This window comes from Aliivibrio sp. S10_S31, from assembly GCF_014694495.1.
Taxonomy (GTDB): Bacteria; Pseudomonadota; Gammaproteobacteria; order Enterobacterales; family Vibrionaceae; genus Aliivibrio; species Aliivibrio fischeri.
In genome coordinates, this window is record NZ_JAAUWR010000008.1 from 25,743 (window position 1) to 48,888 (window position 23,146).

The 23,146-nt window shown below is 37.9% G+C and carries 16 protein-coding genes and 6 tRNA genes; 15 read left to right on the top strand and 7 right to left on the bottom strand.

Going from position 1 to position 23,146, the window contains the following annotated elements:
- Positions 1 to 81: 81 nt before the first annotated feature.
- From HC728_RS08680 to HC728_RS08735, 12 genes are all read left to right on the top strand, one after another.
- Positions 82 to 1,668, top strand: coding sequence for a Na+/H+ antiporter NhaC family protein (locus HC728_RS08680; protein WP_065604914.1), 1,587 nt, complete (start codon positions 82 to 84; stop codon positions 1,666 to 1,668).
- A gap of 108 nt (positions 1,669 to 1,776) precedes the next feature.
- Positions 1,777 to 2,553 carry a nucleotidyltransferase gene (locus HC728_RS08685; protein ID WP_005419915.1) on the top strand — a complete coding sequence of 259 codons (777 nt, stop codon included), beginning with the start codon at positions 1,777 to 1,779 and terminating at the stop codon, positions 2,551 to 2,553.
- Positions 2,554 to 2,557: 4 nt separating this feature from the next.
- Entirely contained in the window at positions 2,558 to 4,927 is a 2,370-nt protein-coding gene (locus HC728_RS08690; RefSeq protein WP_190395320.1) for a DNA polymerase II, read from the top strand.
- Between the two features lie 177 nt (positions 4,928 to 5,104).
- Positions 5,105 to 5,749, top strand: a complete 645-nt coding sequence (uvrY, locus tag HC728_RS08695; protein ID WP_005419913.1) for a UvrY/SirA/GacA family response regulator transcription factor — start codon at positions 5,105 to 5,107, stop codon at positions 5,747 to 5,749.
- A complete protein-coding gene (uvrC, locus tag HC728_RS08700) occupies positions 5,749 to 7,575 on the top strand; it encodes an excinuclease ABC subunit UvrC (RefSeq protein WP_065640813.1) in 1,827 nt (608 codons plus the stop codon). Before uvrY ends, uvrC begins: the two co-directional genes overlap by 1 nt.
- 45 nt (positions 7,576 to 7,620) lie before the next feature.
- Complete coding sequence (pgsA, locus tag HC728_RS08705) at positions 7,621 to 8,175, top strand: CDP-diacylglycerol--glycerol-3-phosphate 3-phosphatidyltransferase (protein WP_005419911.1); 555 nt, start codon at positions 7,621 to 7,623, stop codon at positions 8,173 to 8,175.
- A 314-nt stretch (positions 8,176 to 8,489) separates the two neighbouring features.
- Positions 8,490 to 8,563 (top strand) — tRNA-Cys (locus HC728_RS08710).
- Positions 8,564 to 8,581: 18 nt separating this feature from the next.
- Positions 8,582 to 8,657 (top strand) — tRNA-Gly (locus HC728_RS08715).
- 77 nt (positions 8,658 to 8,734) lie between these two features.
- Positions 8,735 to 8,821, top strand: a tRNA-Leu gene (locus tag HC728_RS08720).
- A gap of 32 nt (positions 8,822 to 8,853) precedes the next feature.
- Positions 8,854 to 8,929 (top strand) — tRNA-Gly (locus tag HC728_RS08725).
- Between the two features lie 77 nt (positions 8,930 to 9,006).
- A tRNA-Leu gene (locus HC728_RS08730) sits at positions 9,007 to 9,093 on the top strand.
- Between the two features lie 33 nt (positions 9,094 to 9,126).
- A tRNA-Gly gene (locus HC728_RS08735) sits at positions 9,127 to 9,202 on the top strand.
- Between the two features lie 602 nt (positions 9,203 to 9,804).
- Here the strand turns inward: HC728_RS08735 and HC728_RS08740 are convergent.
- Both HC728_RS08740 and yccS read right to left on the bottom strand, forming a co-directional pair.
- Entirely contained in the window at positions 9,805 to 10,302 is a 498-nt protein-coding gene (locus HC728_RS08740) for a glycine cleavage system protein R (RefSeq protein WP_017019977.1), read from the bottom strand.
- Between the two features lie 128 nt (positions 10,303 to 10,430).
- The gene (yccS, locus tag HC728_RS08745) at positions 10,431 to 12,614 is read right to left on the bottom strand and encodes a YccS family putative transporter (protein WP_012533784.1); all 2,184 of its coding nucleotides are present in this window, start codon (positions 12,612 to 12,614) and stop codon (positions 10,431 to 10,433) included.
- A gap of 193 nt (positions 12,615 to 12,807) precedes the next feature.
- Between yccS and helD the strand changes: the two genes are divergently transcribed.
- Positions 12,808 to 14,871 (top strand): DNA helicase IV, encoded by a 2,064-nt coding sequence (gene helD, locus HC728_RS08750; RefSeq protein WP_188863776.1) that lies wholly within the window; start codon positions 12,808 to 12,810, stop codon positions 14,869 to 14,871.
- A 54-nt stretch (positions 14,872 to 14,925) separates the two neighbouring features.
- Here helD and HC728_RS08755 read toward each other — a convergent pair whose 3' ends face one another.
- Together HC728_RS08755 and torT are read right to left on the bottom strand one after the other, a co-directional pair.
- Positions 14,926 to 15,381, bottom strand: coding sequence for a methylglyoxal synthase (locus HC728_RS08755; RefSeq protein ID WP_005419907.1), 456 nt, complete (start codon positions 15,379 to 15,381; stop codon positions 14,926 to 14,928).
- 96 nt (positions 15,382 to 15,477) lie between these two features.
- Positions 15,478 to 16,476 (bottom strand): TMAO reductase system periplasmic protein TorT, encoded by a 999-nt coding sequence (gene torT / locus HC728_RS08760; protein WP_188863775.1) that lies wholly within the window; start codon positions 16,474 to 16,476, stop codon positions 15,478 to 15,480.
- A gap of 73 nt (positions 16,477 to 16,549) precedes the next feature.
- On the opposite strand from torT, the gene torS reads away from it, so the two are divergent.
- Positions 16,550 to 19,426 (top strand): TMAO reductase system sensor histidine kinase/response regulator TorS, encoded by a 2,877-nt coding sequence (gene torS / locus HC728_RS08765; protein ID WP_190395321.1) that lies wholly within the window; start codon positions 16,550 to 16,552, stop codon positions 19,424 to 19,426.
- 132 nt (positions 19,427 to 19,558) lie between these two features.
- A complete protein-coding gene (locus HC728_RS08770) occupies positions 19,559 to 21,199 on the top strand; it encodes a methyl-accepting chemotaxis protein (protein WP_065623207.1) in 1,641 nt (546 codons plus the stop codon).
- A 46-nt stretch (positions 21,200 to 21,245) separates the two neighbouring features.
- Here HC728_RS08770 and HC728_RS08775 read toward each other — a convergent pair whose 3' ends face one another.
- The 3 genes from HC728_RS08775 to HC728_RS08785 all read right to left on the bottom strand — a co-directional run bounded on the left by HC728_RS08775 (position 21,246) and on the right by HC728_RS08785 (position 23,142).
- On the bottom strand, positions 21,246 to 21,806 hold the full coding sequence (locus tag HC728_RS08775) for a type II secretion system protein (RefSeq protein WP_065623209.1): 561 nt from the start codon (positions 21,804 to 21,806) through the stop codon (positions 21,246 to 21,248).
- 24 nt (positions 21,807 to 21,830) lie between these two features.
- A complete protein-coding gene (locus HC728_RS08780) occupies positions 21,831 to 22,460 on the bottom strand; it encodes a DUF2057 family protein (RefSeq protein WP_054775945.1) in 630 nt (209 codons plus the stop codon).
- Between the two features lie 91 nt (positions 22,461 to 22,551).
- Positions 22,552 to 23,142 carry a porin family protein gene (locus HC728_RS08785; protein ID WP_012533752.1) on the bottom strand — a complete coding sequence of 197 codons (591 nt, stop codon included), beginning with the start codon at positions 23,140 to 23,142 and terminating at the stop codon, positions 22,552 to 22,554.
- Positions 23,143 to 23,146 lie beyond the last annotated feature (4 nt).

Below are 23,146 nucleotides of genomic sequence, written 5' to 3' on the forward strand. Positions count from 1 at the left end.
GAATGTTATTCATTCACTTCCTTAATAACGATATTTATCGTATCTGCAGTAGATCTCCAACCAGACTGGTTGTTGTAGATCATGAACTTAGCTGATTTTTCAAATTCTCCAATTTCAATCTTGCCCCCGCTTATAGCTTTGGGTTTGGCAATTTTAACTCGCCGAGTATTACTTTCTCTTGGTGTAGGTATCGTGTTAGGCGCTATTTTGCTGTCTAGCTTTTCCGTATCAGGAACCGCTTCTTATGTGTTTAGTTCTGTTAAAGGTGTTTTCATCGATGGCGGTTCAATTAACTCATGGAATATGAGCATTGTTGCTTTCCTTATATTATTAGGAATGACAACAGCTTTATTAACTCTTTCAGGTGGCACACGTGCTTTTGCTGAATGGGCACAGACAAGAATTAAAAGTAAACGCGGCGCAAAACTACTTGCAGCTTTTTTAGGCGTGTTTATTTTTGTTGATGATTACTTTAATAGCTTAGCCGTTGGTTCAATATCCCGCCCTGTTACTGACCGTTTTTATGTATCACGTGCTAAATTAGCTTATATTCTAGATTCAACAGCTGCTCCAATGTGTGTATTAATGCCAGCATCAAGTTGGGGTGCGTACATCATTACAATTATTGGTGGCATTTTAGTTTCACATGGTGTGACTGAATATTCTGCTCTAGGTGCTTATGTTCGTTTAATTCCAATGAACTTTTACGCTGTATTTGCACTATTAATGGTATTCGCTGTTGTTTGGTTCCAACTTGATGTGGGCCCAATGCGTCACCACGAAAATGAAGCCGCTCGTGGTAATGGTTTTGATGATCAAGCCGTTAATTCTGAATCGAAAGATTTAAATGAAGAATTAAATATTGTTGAGAGTGAAACAGGTAAAGTTTCTGACTTAATTTTCCCAATTATTACATTAATTGTCGCAACGATCTCTTTCATGGTTTATACCGGCGGCGAAGCGTTAGCCGCAGATGGTAAAGCGTTTAATATATTAGGCGCATTTGAAAATACCGATGTTGGTGCTTCACTTTGTTACGGTGGTTTAATTGGTCTAGCATCTGCGCTAATTACTGTATTCCGTCAAGGTCTGTCAGTTAAAGATATAGGCATGACAATGTGGATTGGTGCGAAATCAATGTTTGGCGCTATTCTAATTCTATTCTTTGCTTGGACTATTGGTTCAGTTATCGGTGATATGAAAACTGGTACATACTTATCGAGTTTGGCACAAGGTAGCATTGGTATTCACTGGATCCCTGTAATCTTGTTCTTATTGTCAGGAATTATGGCATTCAGTACTGGTACATCATGGGGTACTTTCGGCATTATGTTACCAATCGCTGGTGATATGGCTGGCGCTACCGATATCGCATTAATTCTTCCTATGTTAGGTGCGGTTTTAGCTGGTTCCGTATTTGGTGATCACTGTTCACCGATTTCAGATACTACGATTCTGTCTTCGACAGGTGCGCGTTGTTGTCATATTGATCACGTATCAACTCAACTACCTTATGCATTATCCATTGCAGCGGTTTCAGCTGTTGGCTATATCGTACTTGGTTTTACAAGTTCAGTATTGGTGGCGTTTGCTGGTGCAAGTGTTGCATTTGTTTTAGCGTGTTTTGCTTTAATGATGATGTCGAAAAGACGCTCAGCAACAGCATAACTTGTTAGATTTTAAAATAAACCGGCTTTAAATGGCCGGTTTTTTATTGCTTTTTTAATGTTAAATCGCGATCATAAGCCCCTTAATATTCTTTATTTGGGGTGCATTTTGTCTCGTTTTACTTTACCAATTATTGATAAACACTCTCCATTTCAAAATGAGTTTGAACCAGTAATTCATGATTTAATTACTCATGTTCGCTCTGCTGCACCGAAATCCGTTCATAGTATTTATTTATATGGCAGCGTTGCTAGACGTGAAGCTATTGTTGGCCGTTCTAACCTTGACGTTACCCTTATTACATCTGCACCATTGACCAATAAAGAACAAACGCTAATTAATACAATTAAAATTCGTTTCCAATCTAAATACCCTCAAATTACCGGAGTTACATTTAATATTGGAGAGGCGGCAGATGCGTTGCAATTAGAGTCGATTTTTAGCTGGGGTTTCTGGTTGAGACACTGTTGTGTTTGTATCTATGGTGATGATTTATCAGAACGTTTTGGTGATTTTGAGCCTAGCTGGGAAATCGCGAAAAATATGAACATGGATATTGAAGAATGGTTAGGTGTTTATATTAAAAAAATATCTACTAGCCAAGATATGGCAGTTCAGGTTGAACAACAAAAAACCATCGCCAAAAAGTTATTAAGAAGCTGCTACTCTTTAGTTATGCATCGAGATAAAGGTTGGTACGATCATCCTGTACTTTGTGCTCGAAAATTTTTGGAATATTACCCAGAAAAACAGACTGAAATAGAACGCGTGGTTTTATTATTAAAAGGGCGCAAAGTTCCAAAGCGTTCTGTACTTGCTTTACTTAATGAATTTGGAGATTGGGTTGTAGCTGAATTTAATAAAATTGAACGAAAAATAGGTTAATAACTTGAATTCACCTCAACAGGGTTTTTTGCTTACACGTCAAACTAGAGAAATTAATAATCAAAGTTTAGTCGATCTCTGGGTTAAGTGTGATGACCATATTGCACACTTACTTATTGAAAACGAAGATGCAGTTACCTTCATATTAGAAGATAAGCGCTCTCAGTATGAAGCCTGTTTACAGAAAGAAAATATCCCTTTTCATATAAAACCGACGGCATTATCCACATTTAATCATGATTCCGTGCTCGGTTTATATTTTAAAAATACCTATCAGAAACGATCAGCGACGCAACTTATTGATCAGTTACATCTACCTATATATGAAAGCGATATTCGTTTAGCTGATCGTTATTTAATGGAACGTTTTATTTGTGGTGGTCTATCATTTATTGGCAACCCAGTACAAAAAAAAGACCATATTGAATATCGTAATGTAAAAGTTAAAACGACGGATCGTTCACCTAAATTTAGTATGGTTTCATTAGATATTGAGTGCTCAGAAAAAGGCATTCTATATTCTATTGCTCTACATAGTGAACTCGATACACGTATTATCATGGTGGGCGACTCACAAGACAGTGATTTGTCTATTCAATGGGTGGAAAATGAAAAAGCACTGCTTCTTGCTTTAGAGTCTTGGTTTTATCAATTTGATCCAGACATTATTATTGGCTGGAATGTGATTAATTTTGATTTTCGATTATTAATTCAGAGAGCAAAATGGCACAAATTACCTTTTCGTATTGGTCGGGGTAATAGTTCGCTTTATTGGCGTGATTCGGATAAAAATCGCCAACAAGGTTTTTTATCTTTTCCTGGACGCGTTGTGCTAGACGGTATTGATGCCTTGAAAACTGCGACTTATCATTTCTCTAGTTGGTCACTTGAATCCGTAGCTCAAGAGTTATTGAAAGAAGGTAAATCGATTAATGATCAAAGTGATAAAATGTCTGAGATCAATCGAATGTATCGAGAAGATAAACTTTCTTTAGCCAAATATAACCTTCAAGATTGTGTTTTAGTTACTCGTATATTCGAACATACTCATCTATTAGAGTTTTTGATTGAGCGAACGAAATTAACGGGGGTTGAGCTTGATCGTGTTGGTGGTTCCGTTGCTGCATTTACTAACTTGTATTTACCAAGACTCCATCGAGCAGGGTATATTGCCCCTAATTTAGAGAGTGAAAATTGGATTGCAAGTCCTGGCGGTTATGTAATGAACTCTAAGCCAGGTTTATATCAATCTGTTATCGTTCTTGATTTTAAGTCTCTTTACCCTTCGATTATTCGTACCTTTAATATTGACCCTTTAGGCTTGATTGAAGGATTAAAACAAGAAGTAGGTACGGAAGATAATCAAGCCATTGATGGTTTTAGAGGGGGACGATTTCATCGTTATAAACACTTCTTACCTAAATTAATTGAAAATTTATGGTCCGCTCGAGATGAAGCAAAAAGAAATAATGAAAAAGCATTTTCTCAAGCAATAAAAATCATAATGAACTCATTTTATGGGGTGCTAGGTTCGTCAGGGTGCCGTTTTTTTGATCATCGATTGGCCTCTTCAATAACCATGCGTGGGCATGAAATTATGAAAATGACGCGTGAGTTGATTGAAGCTGAAGGTTATGAAGTGATATACGGCGATACTGATTCTACGTTTGTTACTCTTGGGCAATCAATGTCATCTAAAGAAGCTGACGCTATTGGTTCATCTTTAGTTGAAAAGATAAATCAGTGGTGGATTTCCCACTTATCTGAAAAATACGCAATTGATTCAGCATTAGAAATTGAATATGAAACTCATTATCGAACGTTTTTAATGCCGACGATTCGAGGATCAGAAACTGGGTCTAAAAAGCGTTATGCTGGTTTAGTAAAAAAAGAAGGTAAGGAAGAAATTGTATTTAAAGGATTAGAGACTGTGAGAACGGATTGGACTCCATTATCACAAGAATTTCAGAAAACGTTATTCCATAAAGTGTTTCATCAGCAAGATGTAAAGGAATACGTCCGACAATATGTCGATGATACTAAGCAGGGCAAATTAGATAAGCAACTTATTTATAGAAAGCGTTTGAGAAGACAGTTGGATGAATACCAAAAGAACGTTCCTCCTCACGTTAAAGCGGCACGATTAGCGGATTATCGGAATCAACAAATAGGAAAAAGGCCTCAATATCAATATGGTGGATGGATAGAGTATGTTATTACCACAGCAGGACCTGAACCGATTGAATATATAAATAATCCGATTGATTATGACCATTATGTAGAGAAACAATTGAAACCGATCGCGGATGGAATTCTCCCTTTTATCGGTTTAGATTTTAATGAATTATCTAACTCTCAATTAGGTCTATTTTAAGAATTATTTTTATTGTATATTGAAGAAACCGGATCAAAGTCAATAGCATTTTAATAGCAAAACTTTGCGGCCTAACGCATAATCAATATGCTTTTATCTATTTTTTTAAGGTAAAATAGACAGTTAGTTAAGACCTCTATTATAGAGGTGGCTGTAGATTAAATCGGAGTGTCAGTTGTGATTAAAGTATTCCTTGTAGATGATCATGAGCTGGTTCGCACAGGGATTAGACGTATTCTTGAAGACGTCCGTGGAATTAAAGTAGTAGGGGAAGCTGACAGCGGTGAAGATGCCGTTAAATGGTGTCGAACAGAGCAGGCAGATATTGTTCTTATGGATATGAACATGCCTGGCATTGGTGGCTTAGAAGCAACCAAAAAGATTTTAAGATTTAACCCAGATGTGAAAGTTATAGTTTTGACTATTCATACTGAAAACCCATTTCCGACTAAAGTTATGCAAGCCGGTGCTGCTGGTTATTTAACTAAGGGTGCAGGTCCTGATGAAATGGTTAATGCGATTCGTATGGTACAAAGTGGCCAACGCTACTTATCGCCTGAAATTGCACAACAGATGGCGTTAAGTCAATTTACGCCCGACGCGGAGAATCCATTTAAAGAACTTTCTGAACGAGAGTTACAAATAATGATGATGATCACTAAAGGCGAAAAAGTGACGGATATTTCCGAACAACTGAATTTAAGCCCTAAAACAGTGAACAGCTATCGTTATCGCTTATTCAGTAAGTTAAATATAAGTGGAGATGTTGAATTAACTCATCTAGCTATTCGTCATGGTATTTTAGATGCTGAGACGCTGTAGTGCCTTCCTTTGATTCAAAAGCGTTCCTAAAATCTGTAACACATCAGCCTGGCGTTTATCGAATGTATAACGCCGAGGCTGACGTTATTTATGTAGGTAAAGCAAAAGACTTAAAAAAACGTTTATCCAGTTATTTTCGTAGTAATGTACCTTCAGAAAAAACTAAGGCGTTAGTTAGCCATATTCATCAAGTTGACGTTACCGTCACTCACTCTGAAACAGAAGCTCTCATCCTTGAACACAATTATATTAAGCAATACTTACCTAAATATAATGTGCTTCTTCGAGATGATAAATCGTATCCTTATATTTTCATTTCACAACATAAGCATCCAAGGATCTCTATCCACCGTGGTGTGAAACGTAAAAAAGGTGAGTACTTTGGCCCTTACCCTGATTCTGGAGCCGTTAGAGAAAGTCTTCACCTCATCCAAAAGTTATTCCCTATTCGCCAATGCGAAGATTCGGTATATGCAAATCGCCATAGACCATGCTTAATGCATCAAATTGGACGTTGCTTAGCTCCTTGTGTTAAAGGGATTGTTAGTGATGAAGAATATAAAGAGCAGACTGATTTTATTCGATTGTTTTTACAAGGTAAGGATAGACAAGTTATTCAAACGCTTGTTGAGCAAATGGAGATTGCCAGCCAATCCTTGAATTTTGAAAAAGCTGCGATCATTCGAGATCAAATTCAGGCCATGAGACGAGTGCAGGAGCAACAATATGTTTCTGATGACAGTGGTGATGATCTTGATGTTTTAGGGTTTGCAATTGAAAATGGCTTGGCGTGTGTTCATTTATTAATGATTCGTCAGGGGAAGATTTTAGGTAGTCGTAGTTTTTTCCCGAAGATTCCTGCTAACACAGACAAAGAAGAAGTATTTTTAAGCTTTTTGACTCAATATTATTTAAATCATACTCAAGGTCGAACTATCCCTAATCGTGTAGTAACTAGCTTTGAATTTAATAGTGATAGCTTAGAAACGGCATTAACTGAATTATCTGGACGAAAAGTTATTTTTCAATTAAATCCTAAAGGGATGAAAGGGCGTTATTTAAAATTAGCAGATACCAATGCATTAACGGCGTTAACCAGTAAATCGAATCATAAACTCACAATGTATCAGCGCTTTAAACAACTAGAAGAAGCGTTAGTATTGTCTTCTATTCAGCGTATGGAATGTTTCGATATCAGTCATACCATGGGAGAAAAAACAGTTGCATCGTGTGTTGTATTTAATCAGGAAGGACCAGTAAAATCAGAGTATCGACGTTATAATATATCAGGCATTACTGGTGGGGATGATTATGCTGCCATGGCGCAAGTTCTCGAGCGACGCTATAGTAAACAATTAGATATTGATAAAATTCCTGATATTATTTTTATTGATGGTGGCAAAGGGCAATTGAATCGAGCTTATGAGGTTATCAGTAAGCATTGGGAAGATTGGCCTAAGCAACCATTATTGCTTGGTATCGCGAAAGGTGTTACTCGTAAACATGGGTTAGAAACACTAGTGAAAATTAGTGGAGAAGAATTTTCAATGCCAAGTGATTCTCCAGCTTTGCATTTGATACAACATATTCGTGATGAGAGTCACAATCATGCTATTGGTGGACACCGAGCACAGCGTGCTAAAGTAAGAAGAACGAGTACCCTTCAAAATATTGATGGGGTTGGTCCAAAACGAAGACAAGCATTATTGCAATATTTAGGTGGCCTACAAGAATTAAAAAGTGCAAGTGTCGAAGAAATAGCCAAAGTGCCGGGCATTAGCCATTCTTTGGCAGAAAAAATACATGATGCGTTGAAACACGGGTAAAAAAAGCGCACCATACACTCGCGGACCAAAACTTAAGAATTATTTATGCGATTAACAATACCAAATATACTCACGTTTATCCGACTAGCACTGATCCCTGTGTTTGTTGTTGTGTTCTACTTGCCTTATGAATGGTCAGCTGTAGCTGCTGCAATGGTATTCTGGGTTGCAGGTTTTACTGATTGGTTAGATGGACTTTTAGCTCGTAAACTGGGGCAAACTTCTCGCTTTGGTGCTTTTTTAGACCCAGTTGCTGATAAAGTCATGGTGGCTGCTGCTTTAATTTTAATTACTGAGCATTATCATACAATTTGGATCACCATCCCTGCGATTACAATGATTGCACGTGAAATTATTATTTCTGCATTACGAGAGTGGATGGCTGAAATAGGAAAACGAGCAAGTGTTGCCGTATCTTGGGTTGGTAAAGTAAAAACTGTATCTCAAATGTTTGCGCTTTGGGTTCTTATTTGGCGTTACGATGATTGGATGATCTGGTTAGGTTATGCCGCTCTATATATTGCAACCATTTTGACATATTGGTCGATGGTGCAGTACTTAGCTGCAGCAAAAGATGATCTACTTAATGCAGACGAATAGATATAAATGAATTGAAAAGCGAACTTAGGTTCGCTTTTTTTATATTTGAAATATTATTTTGTATAGTCAGCTGATATTACAGACTTTATCGTTTTGATTTTTTAATCTCAGAATGATAAAAGAGCAGTTATTCAGAAAAAAAACATCTTAAATAAGCCTGTTTTCGTTTGTTTTCTATTCATTTTGATCGCATTTTATTCAAACGAAACAAAAACAGAAAAATAGTGTTGACTCTAAGTGCTGAATCAGTAGAATGCATCCCGTACCCAAGAGGAAGGCGCTGAATTAAGTTGCTGAATACTTAAGGTAACAAAGGCGCCTTGGCAGAGTGGCTATGCAGCGGATTGCAAATCCGTGGACCTCGGTTCGATTCCGGGAGGCGCCTCCATTCTTTATGAATGATTATGCGACACTAGCTCAGCTGGTAGAGCGCAACCTTGCCAAGGTTGAGGTCACGAGTTCGAACCTCGTGTGTCGCTCCAAATTAAAAGTTACTGCAATAGCGGTAATTACAGATGGTGTTTTACTTTTCAGTAAGCGGCATCGCAAGAAATTGCGTGCCCTGGTGGTGGAATTGGTAGACACAAGGGATTTAAAATCCCTCGGCGTTCGCGCTGTGCCGGTTCAAGTCCGGCCCGGGGCACCATCTTTAAAGTCTGACTCGATAGAGCAGCAAATGCGACACTAGCTCAGCTGGTAGAGCGCAACCTTGCCAAGGTTGAGGTCACGAGTTCGAACCTCGTGTGTCGCTCCAAATTAAAAATTATTGCAATAGCGATAATTACAGATGGTGTTTTACTTTTCAGTAATCGGCATCGCAAGAAATTGCGTGCCCTGGTGGTGGAATTGGTAGACACAAGGGATTTAAAATCCCTCGGCGTTCGCGCTGTGCCGGTTCAAGTCCGGCCCGGGGCACCATCTATTAAAGTCTGACTCGATAGAGCAGCAAATGCGACACTAGCTCAGCTGGTAGAGCGCAACCTTGCCAAGGTTGAGGTCACGAGTTCGAACCTCGTGTGTCGCTCCAAACAAGAAAGCCCGTTCAGAAATGAACGGGCTTTTTTACGTTTGCGATATAGCTAAAAGAGGTTCGATTCATGCTCTTTGAGTCGAGGGGGCAGTTGGTAGAGCGCAATCTTGCTAAGGTTGAGGTCACGCCTAATGCCTTGAAGATCGGGAACCTCGTGTGTTGCTCCGCTCATACCAAAAAACTGGAAAGCCCGTTCAGAAATGAACGGGCTTTTTTACGTTTGTGATATAGCTAAAAGAGGTTCAATTCATGCTCTTTGAGTCGAGGGGGAAGTTGGTAGAGCGTAATCTTGCTAAGGTTGAGGTCACGCCTAACGCCTTGAAGATCGGGAACCTCGAGTGTCGCTCCGCTCATACAAAAAAACTGGAAAGCCCGTTTAGAAATGAACGGGCTTTTTTACGTTTGTGATATAGCTAAAAGAGGTTCGATTCATGCTCTTTGAGTCGAGGGGGCAGTTGGTAGAGCGTAATCTTGCTAAGGTTGAGGTTACGCCTAACGCCTTGAAGATCGGGAACCTCGAGTGTCGCTCCGCTCATACCAAAAAACTGGAAAGCCCGTTCAGAAATGAATGAGCTTTTTTATGTTTGCGATATAGTAAATTAAATAACAGTGACGACCATGTCTTCACTTAGGGATTCAATTTCAGCAGCAAGATCATTAATGTTTGCGGCTGCAGGTAACTTGAGGCTAAGAGTTGCAGTAAATACGCTTGTACCGCTAGCAGGAACGCCAATACGATGGCTGTCCATATCTATTAGCTCAATACCTTCATTTTGAAGAATATTGCTAATATCGTTAACAATACCCGCTCTATCTTCAGAGTCGACTTTTAATTTGCTGTGTGTATCTTGAACTGTGGTATCAATAACATCACTAAAGGTCACCATTAGATCATCTTGAGCGAGAAAATAATCTTGGACTGCTTGTTTGTGTTCGGAAGGGACTTCAATTTTAATTACGGCAGAAATATGTGTATCTAGATAGTGGATTTTACTCACTAGCCATTTGCCGCCTTCTTCATGAGTAACGGACGCTAGGCGTTTGATAAGATCAGGGCTTGAAATTCCAACAAAAGCAGCAATAAATATACTTTTCATAATGGCGCCTCCAATTATTATTGGTAATTAAGGAGTCCAAATATGAACTCCCTTTATAATAGTGTAGGCGTCTTGCGTTAAAAATAATTGAGAAACATCAATTATTCGACCGGAATAACAGATCGACTTCAAACTTTAGCACTTGTTTTCATTTTGTGAATTTGTGTGCTTAGTGAAGCAGATAAAGTATGCATTTCAGGTAATATTTGGTGAATTAAATGCAATTGCTGCAATACCATTCTAATTGAGTTTTCATCTTCATCACGCCATTCTGAAAGACGTTTTTCGATACTCTCTTCTTTAACGGTATTTAGTTTATCATTGCAATCAGTATTGTTTAACTGGCATTGAATCTGATTTAAATGAGCATGAATAATACGATGTGATTCAGCAACTAATTGATGCGTTTCTTCATCTTTTAAACGCATACGATGAGCTCCAAGTGCAGATATATAGCTTAACATCGCATGACAAAGGCATAAAAAGCGGAAGGATTCATCGACAGCCGTTTGGTATTTCCCAGGTTCAATCAACATGTTACTGATCGCCGAACTAAGTGCCGCCTCGCTATTATGAGCTTCACGGCGTGATAAACGATACTGAAGAGAATCTTTCTTTCCTGCTCGATATTGAGAAATTATATTCGATAAGTAATCTTGGTGAGCATGCACCGTATCAGACATAACTTTATCTAGACGTTTTGCTTGCCAATCAGGAAGAATATAAGTTACCGCTAATACCGCAAGAGCACAGCCAACGAGAGTATCCCCTAATCTTGGTAAAATGACTGCGTAACCTTCACCTAATTGGTTAAAGCAGAATAAAACAAGCATCGTGATAAAGGCAGTCGCAAATCCATAGTTAGCAAGGCGGAACGCAAAGAACAATACGCCAGAAATAACCATTAATACGAGTTGGCTATCTAAAGATGGAAATAGAACTAGTAGAGTTGTTCCTGCTAATAAACCAATTAAAGTCCCAGCAACTCGTGCCACAAGTTTTTCTTTAGTTGCACTGTAGTTTGGCTGACAAACAAATAGGGTAGTGAGCAAAATCCAATAACCACGTTCTAATTCAAATGCCTGGATAATGCCATAACCGGCAGTTAAGGCTAACGCCATGCGAATAGCGTGTCTAAATAAGACTGAATCCGTAGTTAAGTTAGCTCTTAATCGTTGCCACATGGCCTTAGGAGTGTGAGCGCCTTGATCTGCTAAAACTGTATCTTCTTCTGTTTCTAATGCCCTTTCTGGATTACTAATATTAGCAAATTGGCGCTCAACCGTTGCTAAGTTATTAAACAGGTAATCCAATTGAATAAGAGATAACCGCCATTCTGGTTTTTGTTGCTCTTTTAATGCAATAAGTGATTGCTGTAATTCATCTAAAGCAAAAATAGAAGCGTTATCATGTTGATAAGGCAAACCAAGAGATAAGCAGCGAGCAACTTCTTTACATGCTAATGATTGGCTATGCAGTAGATGTTTAAAGCGGAATAAAATATCACTGCGATTAAACGTATTGGCTAAATCTTGATAGCGATAATGACTAGAACTTACACGTTCATGAATGTCTTGTGCAATAAAATATATTTTTAAAAACTTATCGCTAGCACCAACCACATGGCCACGCTTTGCTCTTGTTAATAACGATGCTTTACTATTATTAAGTGCAGTTACCATTTGAGCATTATTTTTGGCTTCTTGAAGGCGATAAGGCTGTGGAACTAGATTGGTTACAGGATGGAATAACTCACTTTTACTATTTAAGTACGTAGCCATGGTTTCAAATACAGTTGCTAGGTTTTGTTGAACTGGCTGCAATGGCCAAAATATTTGCCATGTTAACGAGATAGTGTAATACCAAGCTGCACCCCCTAGTAAAAGGGTTGGCTGATACCAAAGATTTGGACTTTCGGCAGCACCTAGCATGGTATAAATAGCGATAAGTAGTGAGCCAAAAGCAATGCTAGCATAGCGAGGACCTAGAGCTCCAAGCATAATAAATGCAATGGTTGAGCAAAATAATCCAATCGCAAATAAAATTGGTGTATGAAAGAGAATCTCAATGGAGAAAGCAGCAATAGCAAAACAGATGAAAGTGAAGAATAAGGCTTTGAGTCTTCCGGATAGTTTATCGTCAGTTTCAGCTAATGCGGCCGCAATAATTCCAAGAATGAGTGGAGTAATTGCCGTATTTTGCTCAAGATACCAACAGGGAATAACTGCACCAACAAGAGCGAGTAATACCCTGATACTATAATTGATGGTTTTATTGGCCCAATATTGGCGAAAAATCTGGCGATAAGTCACGATATTACTTTCTGCTTAGGGAAAAAACCTATCATAACAAAGTCATACAGAGAAGAAAGAGCCTAAATCTGAATCATTGTCTTAATACTGATCTGAGACAACAAAAAAAGAACCTGATATCCTATGACCTCTTCAGCAAATTCGTGAAATGAAACACTCTCATAGTGTCATATTAATTAGGTAGTATTGAATCATGCAGATCAAAGCAACCCCTTTCGCTCAGTGGTTAGTTCAAGGTGACTTTTATCAACTTGAATTAGAGCAAGAGCAGCTGTTGTTTACCTCACATAAATATCAAGTATCTGTTCCTTTTGATAAATGGAGCGGAAAAGTGACTTTTGAAAGAGGCCTTATTTGGGGAGCGCTTTGTTTTTATAATCGTAATGAACAAGTTGCATGGCGAGTATCTGGACTTCCATGGGAAGAGTGTGACGCCATAATTAATGCAGTGTTAAATGCTTATGCTGATTGGAAAGAATCAAAAGTATTGCTGTTAAATCAGCTGCAACCACAGATGATTGAATTAATTGAAGATTTTAGTGCAAATAAGCGCTTTTTAAAACAAACAGAAGCTTTAATGATGGTCGAAAAGTTATATGATCTTTTCGAGCAGACGAAGATATCCATTCCCTTAGCTGAACAGCTTCAACCTGACTGTATTGCACCTGTTATTGATTGGCTCACTGAACCAGAAGAACAATTAAAAGTCTTGAATGATAATTGGTTAGAAGAGCAAAAAGTAGAATGGAAAACGTTTTTTTCTGAGTGTGAATCACAGCCACTAAATGAATCTCAGCAAAGTGCTTTGTTATTAAATGAAGATCACACCTTAGTTTTAGCTGGTGCAGGCTCAGGTAAAACAAGTGTATTGGTTGCTCGTGTAAATTATTTAATTCAAAGTGGACAAGCTCAAGTCGACGAAATTTTGTTATTGGCTTTTGGTCGTCAAGCAGCACAAGAAATGTCAGGGCGTATCATTGATAAACTCGGTTTTGAAATAGGCCAACGAGTCAAAGTCGCTACTTTTCATCAATTGGGCTTAGATATTATTCGTCATGTTGAATACCAACAGCCAAAGCTATCATGCTTAGTTACTGATGTTAAAGCACGTAAAGAATGGTTTGTTCATGTTTTGGATTCCGAATGGAAAAATGCAACAGCGATGAACCGTTGGAAGAAGCACCTTAAGAAATGGCCAATTGCTTATTTGCGTGGTGATGTTGATTTAAGAGAAGAGTCGCACAATGAAAAGTTACAAGAGTGGCTTTATAAACAAATTTGCCAATTAAATAGCCTGCAATTAGATAAGAAAAGCATTGTTGAAAAGATTGAATTTCATCCTGATGTGCAGCGTTTAAAAAGTGAATTGAATATTGTTTGGCCATTCTTTAAGGCGTATGAAAGAACGCTGAAACATGAAGGTGCTATTGATTATGAATCAATGATTACTAAGGCTAAAGCATACATTGCTGATAACAAGTATGAATTGCCTTGGTCATTTGTAATGGTTGATGAATATCAAGATATTTCACCGCAACGTTTAGATTTGATTGAAGCCATTTGTCACACCGAAAATAAACATCAAACTAAGGCTACGCTATTTGCTGTTGGTGATGATTGGCAAGCGATATACCGTTTTGCTGGTGCAGATGTGTCGCTAACTACAGGGTTTGAAAATCGTTTTCAATCGACACAAATTGCTCATTTATCGACAACGTATCGTTTTAATGATCAAATAGGGGCGGTAGCAAATCGCTTTGTTCAAGAGAACCCTATGCAGCTTAAAAAAGAGCTAAATAGTTTCACTAAAAAGAAAAGAAAGGCAGTGAAAGTAATAGAGCATCAATCTATAGAAAAAGAGCTCTTATCATTATCTAAAAACATTCGTGATGGCGAAAAAGTCGTGATTCTTGGCCGTAACCATAATCATAAGCCTGATAGCTTTGATGAGTGGGTTAAGTTCTACCCTGGTTTGAATTTGGAATATAATACGTGTCATGCTAGTAAAGGGACAGAAGCGGATTATGTCTTTATTGTCGAGATGACGGATGGACAATTTCCGATGAAAGAGCGAGCGGAGTCGCTAGATGCGGCTTTACTTCCTCATGCAGAAAGCTATCCATATGCTGAAGAACGACGATTATTTTATGTCGCCTTAACTCGTGCAAAGAAAAAAGTATGGATTGTTTATCATGGTAAACCATCTCCATTTGTACAAGAGATCGTGGATAAAGACTATCCAGTGATAATTGAATAATTTAAAGACAATAAAAAACAGCCGCTCGAAAATAGCGGCTGTTTTTTTGTTAGGCTAAACGCGTTCAGCTAAATAAGCATCATAATCAGGAATTTCGATTGATACTTCTTCTTCCATTTGCGGAGCAGAAATCATAAATTTGGCACTTGCACGGTTCATTGCTACTGGAACATTCCATACCGTTGCAATGCGTAGAAGTGCTTTTACATCAGGATCATGCGGTACGGCGTTTAGAGGATCCCAAAAGAAAATCATCATATCGATTTTTCCTTCAGAAATAAGAGCGCCAAGTTGCTGATCTCCCCCCATAGGACCGCTCAATAAACTCTTTATTGCTAAGCCTGTTTCTTTACTTAGAATGCGGCCAGTTGTTCCCGTAGCATAAAGAAAATGACCTTGTAAGGCGTCTTTATTTTCTTTTACCCAACGTAATAATTCTGGTTTGTAATTATCATGAGCAACTAATGCAATGTGTTTATGTGCAGGCATGACCCTTGTTGTTTTATTCATTGATATTCCTTATTCCTATTTGATAGCAGGGTACAATTTATAGAGGGTACAACGTCTATACCTCAATTTTATGACACTATATAAGCGTTGTTTCAATTATTGTTTTTCAGATGATACGAAAAAAGTAGGGCGATACTCAGCTGGTGAGAGTGACTCTTCAAGAACTTTTTTTGGTAAATGCTGTGGCGTTAATGCTTCAATTTTTGGTGATAACTGAAAAGGTAGCGGGTGCTTATTAAGATAACTCACCGCTTGTTGAATACTAAGCTGTCCCTGTAATACCATTTTATCTGTGGGGGAGAATAACACGCGATTACGTAATAAACCGCGATATACAGCATGACTTAAGTAAGTTGAGACTAAACCCACTTGATTTTGCATTTTTCGACTTGCGACTTCACTTATTGCCACCTCAATTGCGACAGCGCCCCCAACCAAATAATCTAATTTCTCTGTTTGCAGAGCATCTTGAATTAAGTTGCGTTGTAATTCTTTGCTGTTATCACCCCAGTATGTTGCACTGACGATAATATCACTGTCTTTAATAGCGTCATTAAAACCTTGGGTGACGGGTTTTGTCCCACCTCTAGTTTTAGGGCCTGGAAGCCAGCCAATATAAGTGATGCCAGAATCTTTCGGGTGTCTTTTTGCTAAAAATTCACCAGTTTTATAGCCCATTTCATACCAATCAACACCGACTTCACCATGATGAACTGGGGCGGCTGGAGGATAGGAACTAATTAGCTGATTCACGGTAGCAAAAACAGGTATCCCTTTTGTAAGCGTAATAAGGTTATCTTGAAAAGCCATAGGGTCAACGGTACCCAAAATGATCGCATTAGAACCATTTAATACACATTGTTCGATTTGTTGAGTCTGTCGTTCAACGTTAGGGTAACCACCAGACTCATAGACGGTTAACTCAACATGTTGAGCTTTAGCTTCTTTTACCATTCCATAGTTAACAGATAGCCAGTAAGAGTCTTTTAGATGTGGATAAATAGCACACAGTTTCCAAGGCGTTTTTGCGTGAGCAAGAGGCGATAAAAAGACAGAGAATAAAATAATGTATATAAGATGAAAAGTAAGCTTCATGGTATCTTCGCACTGGCTTTAGGTTGGTGATATGATACCCGCATTACTTCTTTTTCCAAAGTGTTTCAATATTATGTTATTTGCTTCTACAGGGATCGGTCGCAAGCTGCTTATCACATTCATGGTGATGATTGCGCTTATGGCATTTGGATCGGTTGTTGGTGTTCTTGGGTTTTCATACGTAGAAAAAACAGAAAGAACGGTAATTGATTCGGCAATACCAGCGGTTATTGAAGCTCGTTACATTTCAGATTTAAGTACAAAGATCATTTCAACATCTCAATTACTCTCGCAAGTTGACTCTGAAGACGATAGAAAAAAATACGGCAAAGATCTGTTTGAGTCGATAGAGAGTCTTTATCACCGTTTAAAAGGTCTCGGTGTCTACCCATTTGATAAAGCGTTATTAGCTCGTTTAGATCTTCAAGTTCAGGACATTGTCGATAACTTGGCAACAATGGGTGAAGGCGTTGGTGAGAAAGTAGTTCTGCATCGAACTATTCAAGAGAAGAGCCAGAAGTTAACCGAAACCGCTCTTCGTTTGGAGGAGCTATCACGTTCGCAAGTATTAAATTCAAATACTGTTACGATCGCTAATGTCGTGAAGATTTATGATTTAGTTGAAAATGGCGAAAAAGAAGCGGTCTATAAAGCATTAGATACCCTAGTAGAAACGGATTTGGATTTAGCAGAGCGTTTGCATGAATTACGCTTACTTACCTTTAAAGTGGTCAATACGATAGATGATGCAAGAAACAGTCATAACATCAAAAAAATAGAGAAGTTAAGACAAGATTTTACTCGTGATATGACCATTATAACTCGTAGGGTACAAGCGGTAGAAGACCCAAGCAGAACAAAGCAAATGCTTGATCTAGCTAATGATTTAACAAAGAGTGAGCGTTTGTTTAATGAGTTAATTCAACTGGTTAATATCAATCAAAAACTAAAGTTGTTAGGTGATGAGAACGTTCATAAATTTCAAGAGCTTAATTTAACTATTTCACAATTACTTGAACAGGCAAATGATGTAACTCAACAAGCGGTCGCTGATGTTAACTTTGTATTGAAAGTTGTTCAGCAATTGTTGATATCAATAACAATGCTTGGTTTATGTCTCGTTATCTACATTATGTGGCGTTATGTTTATGCTCGTGTGATTACACGATTAAATCAATATGAAGAAGCGATCACTAACGTAGCTAATGGTCAATTAGATATAGAATTAGATACAACAGGTGACGATGAGTTAGCTCGTATGGGGCGTTCAATCCTTATTGCTAGAGATACAGCTCAAGAACTCAAAGAATATAAAGACAGCTTAGAATTACAAATAGCACAACGAACTCAAGAGCTTAAGTCGAGTAATGAGCGACTTAATGTCGAGATTATTAACCACGATAAGGCAAGGGATCTCGCAGAGCAAGCAAACAGAGCAAAATCAGCGTTCCTTGCAACTATGAGCCATGAAATTCGAACGCCTTTAAATGGTGTACTTGGAACCGGTGAGCTGCTCCGTGGGAGCGGTTTAACTGCTCAACAAAAACAGTATGTTGATATCATTAATCGTAGTGGTGAAAATCTATTAGATTTATTGAACGACATACTTGATTACTCAAAAATTGAAGCAGGACATTTATCCATTCGTAAGAAGAACTTTAGTGTTCAATCAATGATCACGGATGTTCATCATTTATTCAGTTCTAGAGCACAACAAAAAGGCATTATATTATCGGTTAATGCTCCAGTTGATACCCCTGAGTGGTGGATAGGCGATTGTTCGCGTATTCGTCAGGTATTAAATAACTTTGTGGGCAATGCAATTAAGTTTACTCATACAGGTAGCGTAACGATTCAGTTAAGTCTTATTTTGGATACGACGCTTTTATTTGAAGTCATTGATACCGGTGTTGGGATTGCTGAACATGAAATAGCGACTTTGTTTGACGTGTTCACGCAAGCTGAAGAGGGCATGAAAGTCAGTGGCGGAACAGGGTTAGGCCTAGCCATTAGTCAACGTCTGATCGAAGCGATGGATGGCGAGATTGGTGTCGATTCAATAGAAGGGCAAGGTAGTACATTCTGGTTCTCACTTGAGCTTGATGAAGGTCAGCCTATTGAGTCATTGAGTGATGATAAAACAACAATAGACATAGCTCCTGTTAATATCCTTTTAGTGGAAGATAATCCAGTTAATCAGATGGTTGCTATCGGTTTTCTAGAACGCCTAGGACATCATGTTATTGCTGTTGATACGGGTAAAAAAGCTGAAGAAGCCATTGAAAATCATCAATTTGATTTACTCTTGTTAGATATTAATTTGCCTGATACGGATGGTGTAACCTTACAAAAACGCCTAAGAGAAATTTATGCGACAAAAGGTGACCACCAAGACGAACTCCCAATGTTAGCGGTTTCTGCTCATGTTTTTCATGAGGATGTAGAGGGTTATCTTTCTGCTGGTTTTAATGGCTTCTTAGCAAAACCATTGGTTGAAAATCAATTAGTAAGCACATTGAATCGCATCTTAAATGATGGGAAATTAAATTTGAAAGCACCTGTCATTATTCCAAGTTTACAATTAGATACCGAAGCTGGAATAGAAACAGAGGAAAATGAAATGATACTAAATGAAAAAGTATTGCAAGGTGATATTAACGTATTAGGTGAAGATCGAATGCGCAAAATTGCTGGTGTTTTTAAAACGTCTTCTAAAGAAAATTTAGAGGAGTTACAAACGGCAATTTCAAATCAAGATTGTTATCAAGTGAATCAATTAGCTCATAAACTAAAAGGTTCGGCAGGTAGTATGGGATTAATGCAGTTACATACGTTATGTCATCAATATGAGCAGTATGGAAAGAATAACGATATATCTTTGTGCAGAAATGATGAAATAAGTCAGGTTTATGGCGCTGCTATTTTGGCATTGGATGCTTTTTTTGAATAGGAAATAAATTGCACATATAAAAGCTCCGTGAATGAAATATTCTTCATTTATTCACATTATTTATAATTCTGTTTTTAATTTTATTTGATAATATCCAAAAAATATTAGTACTGGTTCACCTTAGGAGAGGTTATGAAACTAATTGGACGTTTATCAATCAGTTATAAAATAGCAATGCCAATTATTGCTATTGTTTTATTATTTAGTGCGATTTCTGTTTTGAACATTGTGAATTTAAATAAACAGACAGAAATGAATTATATTCTTGTTGAGTTAGTTGAACCGGTTAACGATAGCTTAGAAGATGCCTATCGCGATCTTTATCAAGTTATCGCTGCAACTCAAGGTCTTATGTTGTCAAAGTCTCAAGCAGATATCGACCATCATACATTTGAATTCAAAGATAATGCGTATAAAGCCGTTCCTAGAATGAAAAAAGTACAAGATTTATATGACAACCAGATTCTGCCTATGAATACGGCATCAGAATTGACTGTTTTAATAACGGCAACCCAAAGATGGATTCAACTCTATGAACCGTTATTTGAGCGCCCAGAAACTGCCCAAGCTTATTATGCTCAAAACAGTGCAGAGTTAGAGGCACAATTTAAAGTTATTAGAAAACAGCTAAAATCAATCAGTCGTTTAATCATGGCTGAACAAGTTAAGTTAAGGGAACAGAGCCAAACAGGCATAGCGTCAGGGAAACTGGTGTCTCAAGTTGGTGCGATTAGTGCGATTATTGTTGCTATGTTAGCCCTTTGGTTATCGATTAATTGGATCGTAAAACCAATTCGCTCACTTGAAAGTGCAATGTCAGATGTTGCTTCTGGTGAAGGTGATTTATCAAAACGAATTAGTGTAGATTCTACTGATGAACTAGGAAAGTTAGCTCAAGCATTCAATCAGTTTATTTCTAAAATTCACGGTACAGTACAAGAGGTGATTGTGTCATCTAATGCCGTTCGTGTTGAAATGGAAAGCATTAAAGCTCAAACTCAAAACGTAGCTCAATTCTCGATGAATCAGCAACAAGAGAGTGAAGTAGTTGCAGCAGCAGTACATGAAATGCAAGTAACAAGTGCTACCGTTAATGAAAATGCGAATGACGCTGCAGAAGCGAGTCAAGGAGCGACAGCGGAAGCTGAGGTTACTGATAATATCCTTCAACAAACGGTTGGTTCAATTCAGAGCTTAGCGGATGAGATAAGTCAAGCAGGAAAAGTGATTCAAACGCTAGATACTGACGTTGCAAATATTGCCTCTATTTTAGATGTGATTAAAGGTATTGCTGAGCAAACCAACTTGTTAGCACTTAATGCGGCGATTGAAGCAGCTCGAGCGGGCGAACAAGGGCGAGGTTTTGCGGTTGTTGCTGATGAAGTAAGAGCGTTAGCAAGTAAGACTCAAGATAGTACTGGTGAAATTCAAAAAATGATTGAACGCCTGCAACTTGGTGCAAAAGAAGCAGTTCAGGCAATTAATGCGAGTAATCAGAGTGGTGTCGAGACAATAGAGTTAGCTCACCAAGCATCTCAATCGTTAGCTCAAATTACCAATGCCATTATTGTTATGAACGATATGAATACACATATTGCAACGGCGGCTAATCAACAAAGCCAAGTGAGCGAAGATGTTAACAATAACGTTCAACGAATTACTGACAACAGCGGTCAAATGGTTGAAATGGTAAACCAATCAGAAAGCGCTTGTGCTTTATTATCAGAGCAGTGTGAGCGATTAGACCAATTGGTGTCGCAATTTAGAGTGTAATATTAACTTTAAGAATGAAAGGCTTATCATAGTTGATAAGCCTTTTTTATAAATGCGTTATCACAGTAACTTCGCCTGTTGTCGAGTTATATGAAATAACAATGCCAGAAGTGAGCGGATCAGCTGTGTATTGGTAATGCTTATTTATGTAGTAGCAAGCGTCCTGAAAACTACTGTCTTCACTGCTATAACGTATTGATAGAAAATCAGCATCATCCTTTTTTTTGTGGGATACACTAGGTGGGTCATTTAATAATGTATTCCAAAGATCATTACACCCTTTCTTACCTCTACCAATATTATTTGGTTGTGCCATTGGATTGTTTTTATTAATACCAATAGGAAAGCCATTTAGGTTTACATCAAGCTGATCATTAGCAAAACCTTGAACATCATTTCCTGACTGTAAATTGCCACTAGCAATCCAGCGATATTGGGTTAATCGAACACTTTGTTCAAAATTTTGAGCAATCCCTTCTGCTTGAGCAACGTAGGATTCTGAGGTGTAGCTAAAAAATTTTGGAATAGCGATAATTGCAATTACTGCCATAACAGTAATTGCAATAACGAGTTCGATTAAGGTAAACCCAAGTCCATTTTTACCCATACAATTCCTTTGATGTGGATAAATTTACTTATTAGTAATTGATTTTAAGAAGCGTTCTTTTGTAGCTTGATCGGCTTTCTCATACCAATAATGCAGCATTTGTTCTGCTGTATTTTCGCCTTGCTCATTTTTAATTTCTTTATGAGTTACGGTAAGCATACCTTCTTTAAAGGCTGCAGGGTGCTCTGTAGTATTAAATTTTGCGACTTCGAATTGAATATTTCGACCAACTTGCATTCCGTTGTAGATCAATTGTGACTGAGCGAAAGGAATACTATTATTGTTTTTATCTATTAACTCCCAATTTAGATCATGATTAAATGCTTTGGCTTTTTCAGGAGAGTTATAGGTTGGGAACTTAAAGCTTATTTGTTTATCTTCTGCAGAAAACGTCGAGACGATGATGTCGCTTGACACAATGATGTTATCTTTACCTTGCTTGAATACAGGATTATATCTAAAAACAATTTGATGTTTACCATTTTCTAAATCAAGCGTTGACGTAGTAGAAAAGAATGAGCTCTCTAGCTTTACTTCTTGGTTATCAACAAGAATCAGTTCAACTTCGTCAGGTATCGTTAATTGAATAGCGGCATGTGCTGAAATAGATGAAAGAAGACAGAAGCTAGCAGCAAAAATAGATTGTATTTTCATAGGAGTACACCTGTTGTAATAATTAAAACAAGTGTACTCATATTTTAAATGGAATGAAATGATCCAAATAATTTGTTATGTCGGGAGAAAGTTAGAATTTATAGCTTAAACCTAGGTATGAAGTACCAAAATCGTAACCAATGCCATCCATGATAGCTCTAGCAATATTGTGACCGACAGTTAGGGCAAGATGCTCAGTAAAATCATAACCGGCTTCAAAACCATAAGATAAGCCAAGAGCACTGCGGCTTTGAGAACCATTTGCAATATAGCCTTTCCCACCATCCTCTAGATAGAAGTTAACATCCATATCTAAATAATAATAACCGTAACCAAACATACTGGTGATGAAAAAGTCGGAGTCAAAAACATAAGCTCGGTACTTCAGATTAGCGCCGAAGAAGTGTGCATCAATATGACTTTTAGCAAATTCGTTATCATCAGCCCAATCGTAATCGAAGGCTCCCATGTTGTTGTATTCTAATTCAACGGACATATAAAAGGTTTCACTGATAGGAAAGTCATAACCCCCTTTAATGTTATAACCTTGATCGAGATCGGTTTGAACGCCAAGAAAAGTAACAGAAGAATTTTCTAGGTTAGTCGTTATGTAATACCCTGACTTGTCAGCATGAGCTGAAATAGAAAAGAAAATAAATAATAGAAAACTCAATAACTTCATATGA

What these genes read in the sequence shown, in the direction of transcription:
- HC728_RS08680 (WP_065604914.1), top strand. Translation starts at nt 82, where the DNA reads ATGAACTTAGCTGATTTTTCAAATTCTCCAATTTCAATCTTGCCCCCG.
- pgsA (WP_005419911.1), top strand. Translation starts at nt 7,621, where the DNA reads ATGCGATTAACAATACCAAATATACTCACGTTTATCCGACTAGCACTG.
- HC728_RS08740 (WP_017019977.1), bottom strand. Translation starts at nt 10,302, where the DNA reads ATGAAAAGTATATTTATTGCTGCTTTTGTTGGAATTTCAAGCCCTGAT.
- helD (WP_188863776.1), top strand. Translation starts at nt 12,808, where the DNA reads ATGCAGATCAAAGCAACCCCTTTCGCTCAGTGGTTAGTTCAAGGTGAC.
- HC728_RS08755 (WP_005419907.1), bottom strand. Translation starts at nt 15,381, where the DNA reads ATGAATAAAACAACAAGGGTCATGCCTGCACATAAACACATTGCATTA.
- torT (WP_188863775.1), bottom strand. Translation starts at nt 16,476, where the DNA reads ATGAAGCTTACTTTTCATCTTATATACATTATTTTATTCTCTGTCTTT.
- torS (WP_190395321.1), top strand. Translation starts at nt 16,550, where the DNA reads ATGTTATTTGCTTCTACAGGGATCGGTCGCAAGCTGCTTATCACATTC.
- HC728_RS08770 (WP_065623207.1), top strand. Translation starts at nt 19,559, where the DNA reads ATGAAACTAATTGGACGTTTATCAATCAGTTATAAAATAGCAATGCCA.
- HC728_RS08775 (WP_065623209.1), bottom strand. Translation starts at nt 21,806, where the DNA reads ATGGGTAAAAATGGACTTGGGTTTACCTTAATCGAACTCGTTATTGCA.
- HC728_RS08780 (WP_054775945.1), bottom strand. Translation starts at nt 22,460, where the DNA reads ATGAAAATACAATCTATTTTTGCTGCTAGCTTCTGTCTTCTTTCATCT.
- HC728_RS08785 (WP_012533752.1), bottom strand. Translation starts at nt 23,142, where the DNA reads ATGAAGTTATTGAGTTTTCTATTATTTATTTTCTTTTCTATTTCAGCT.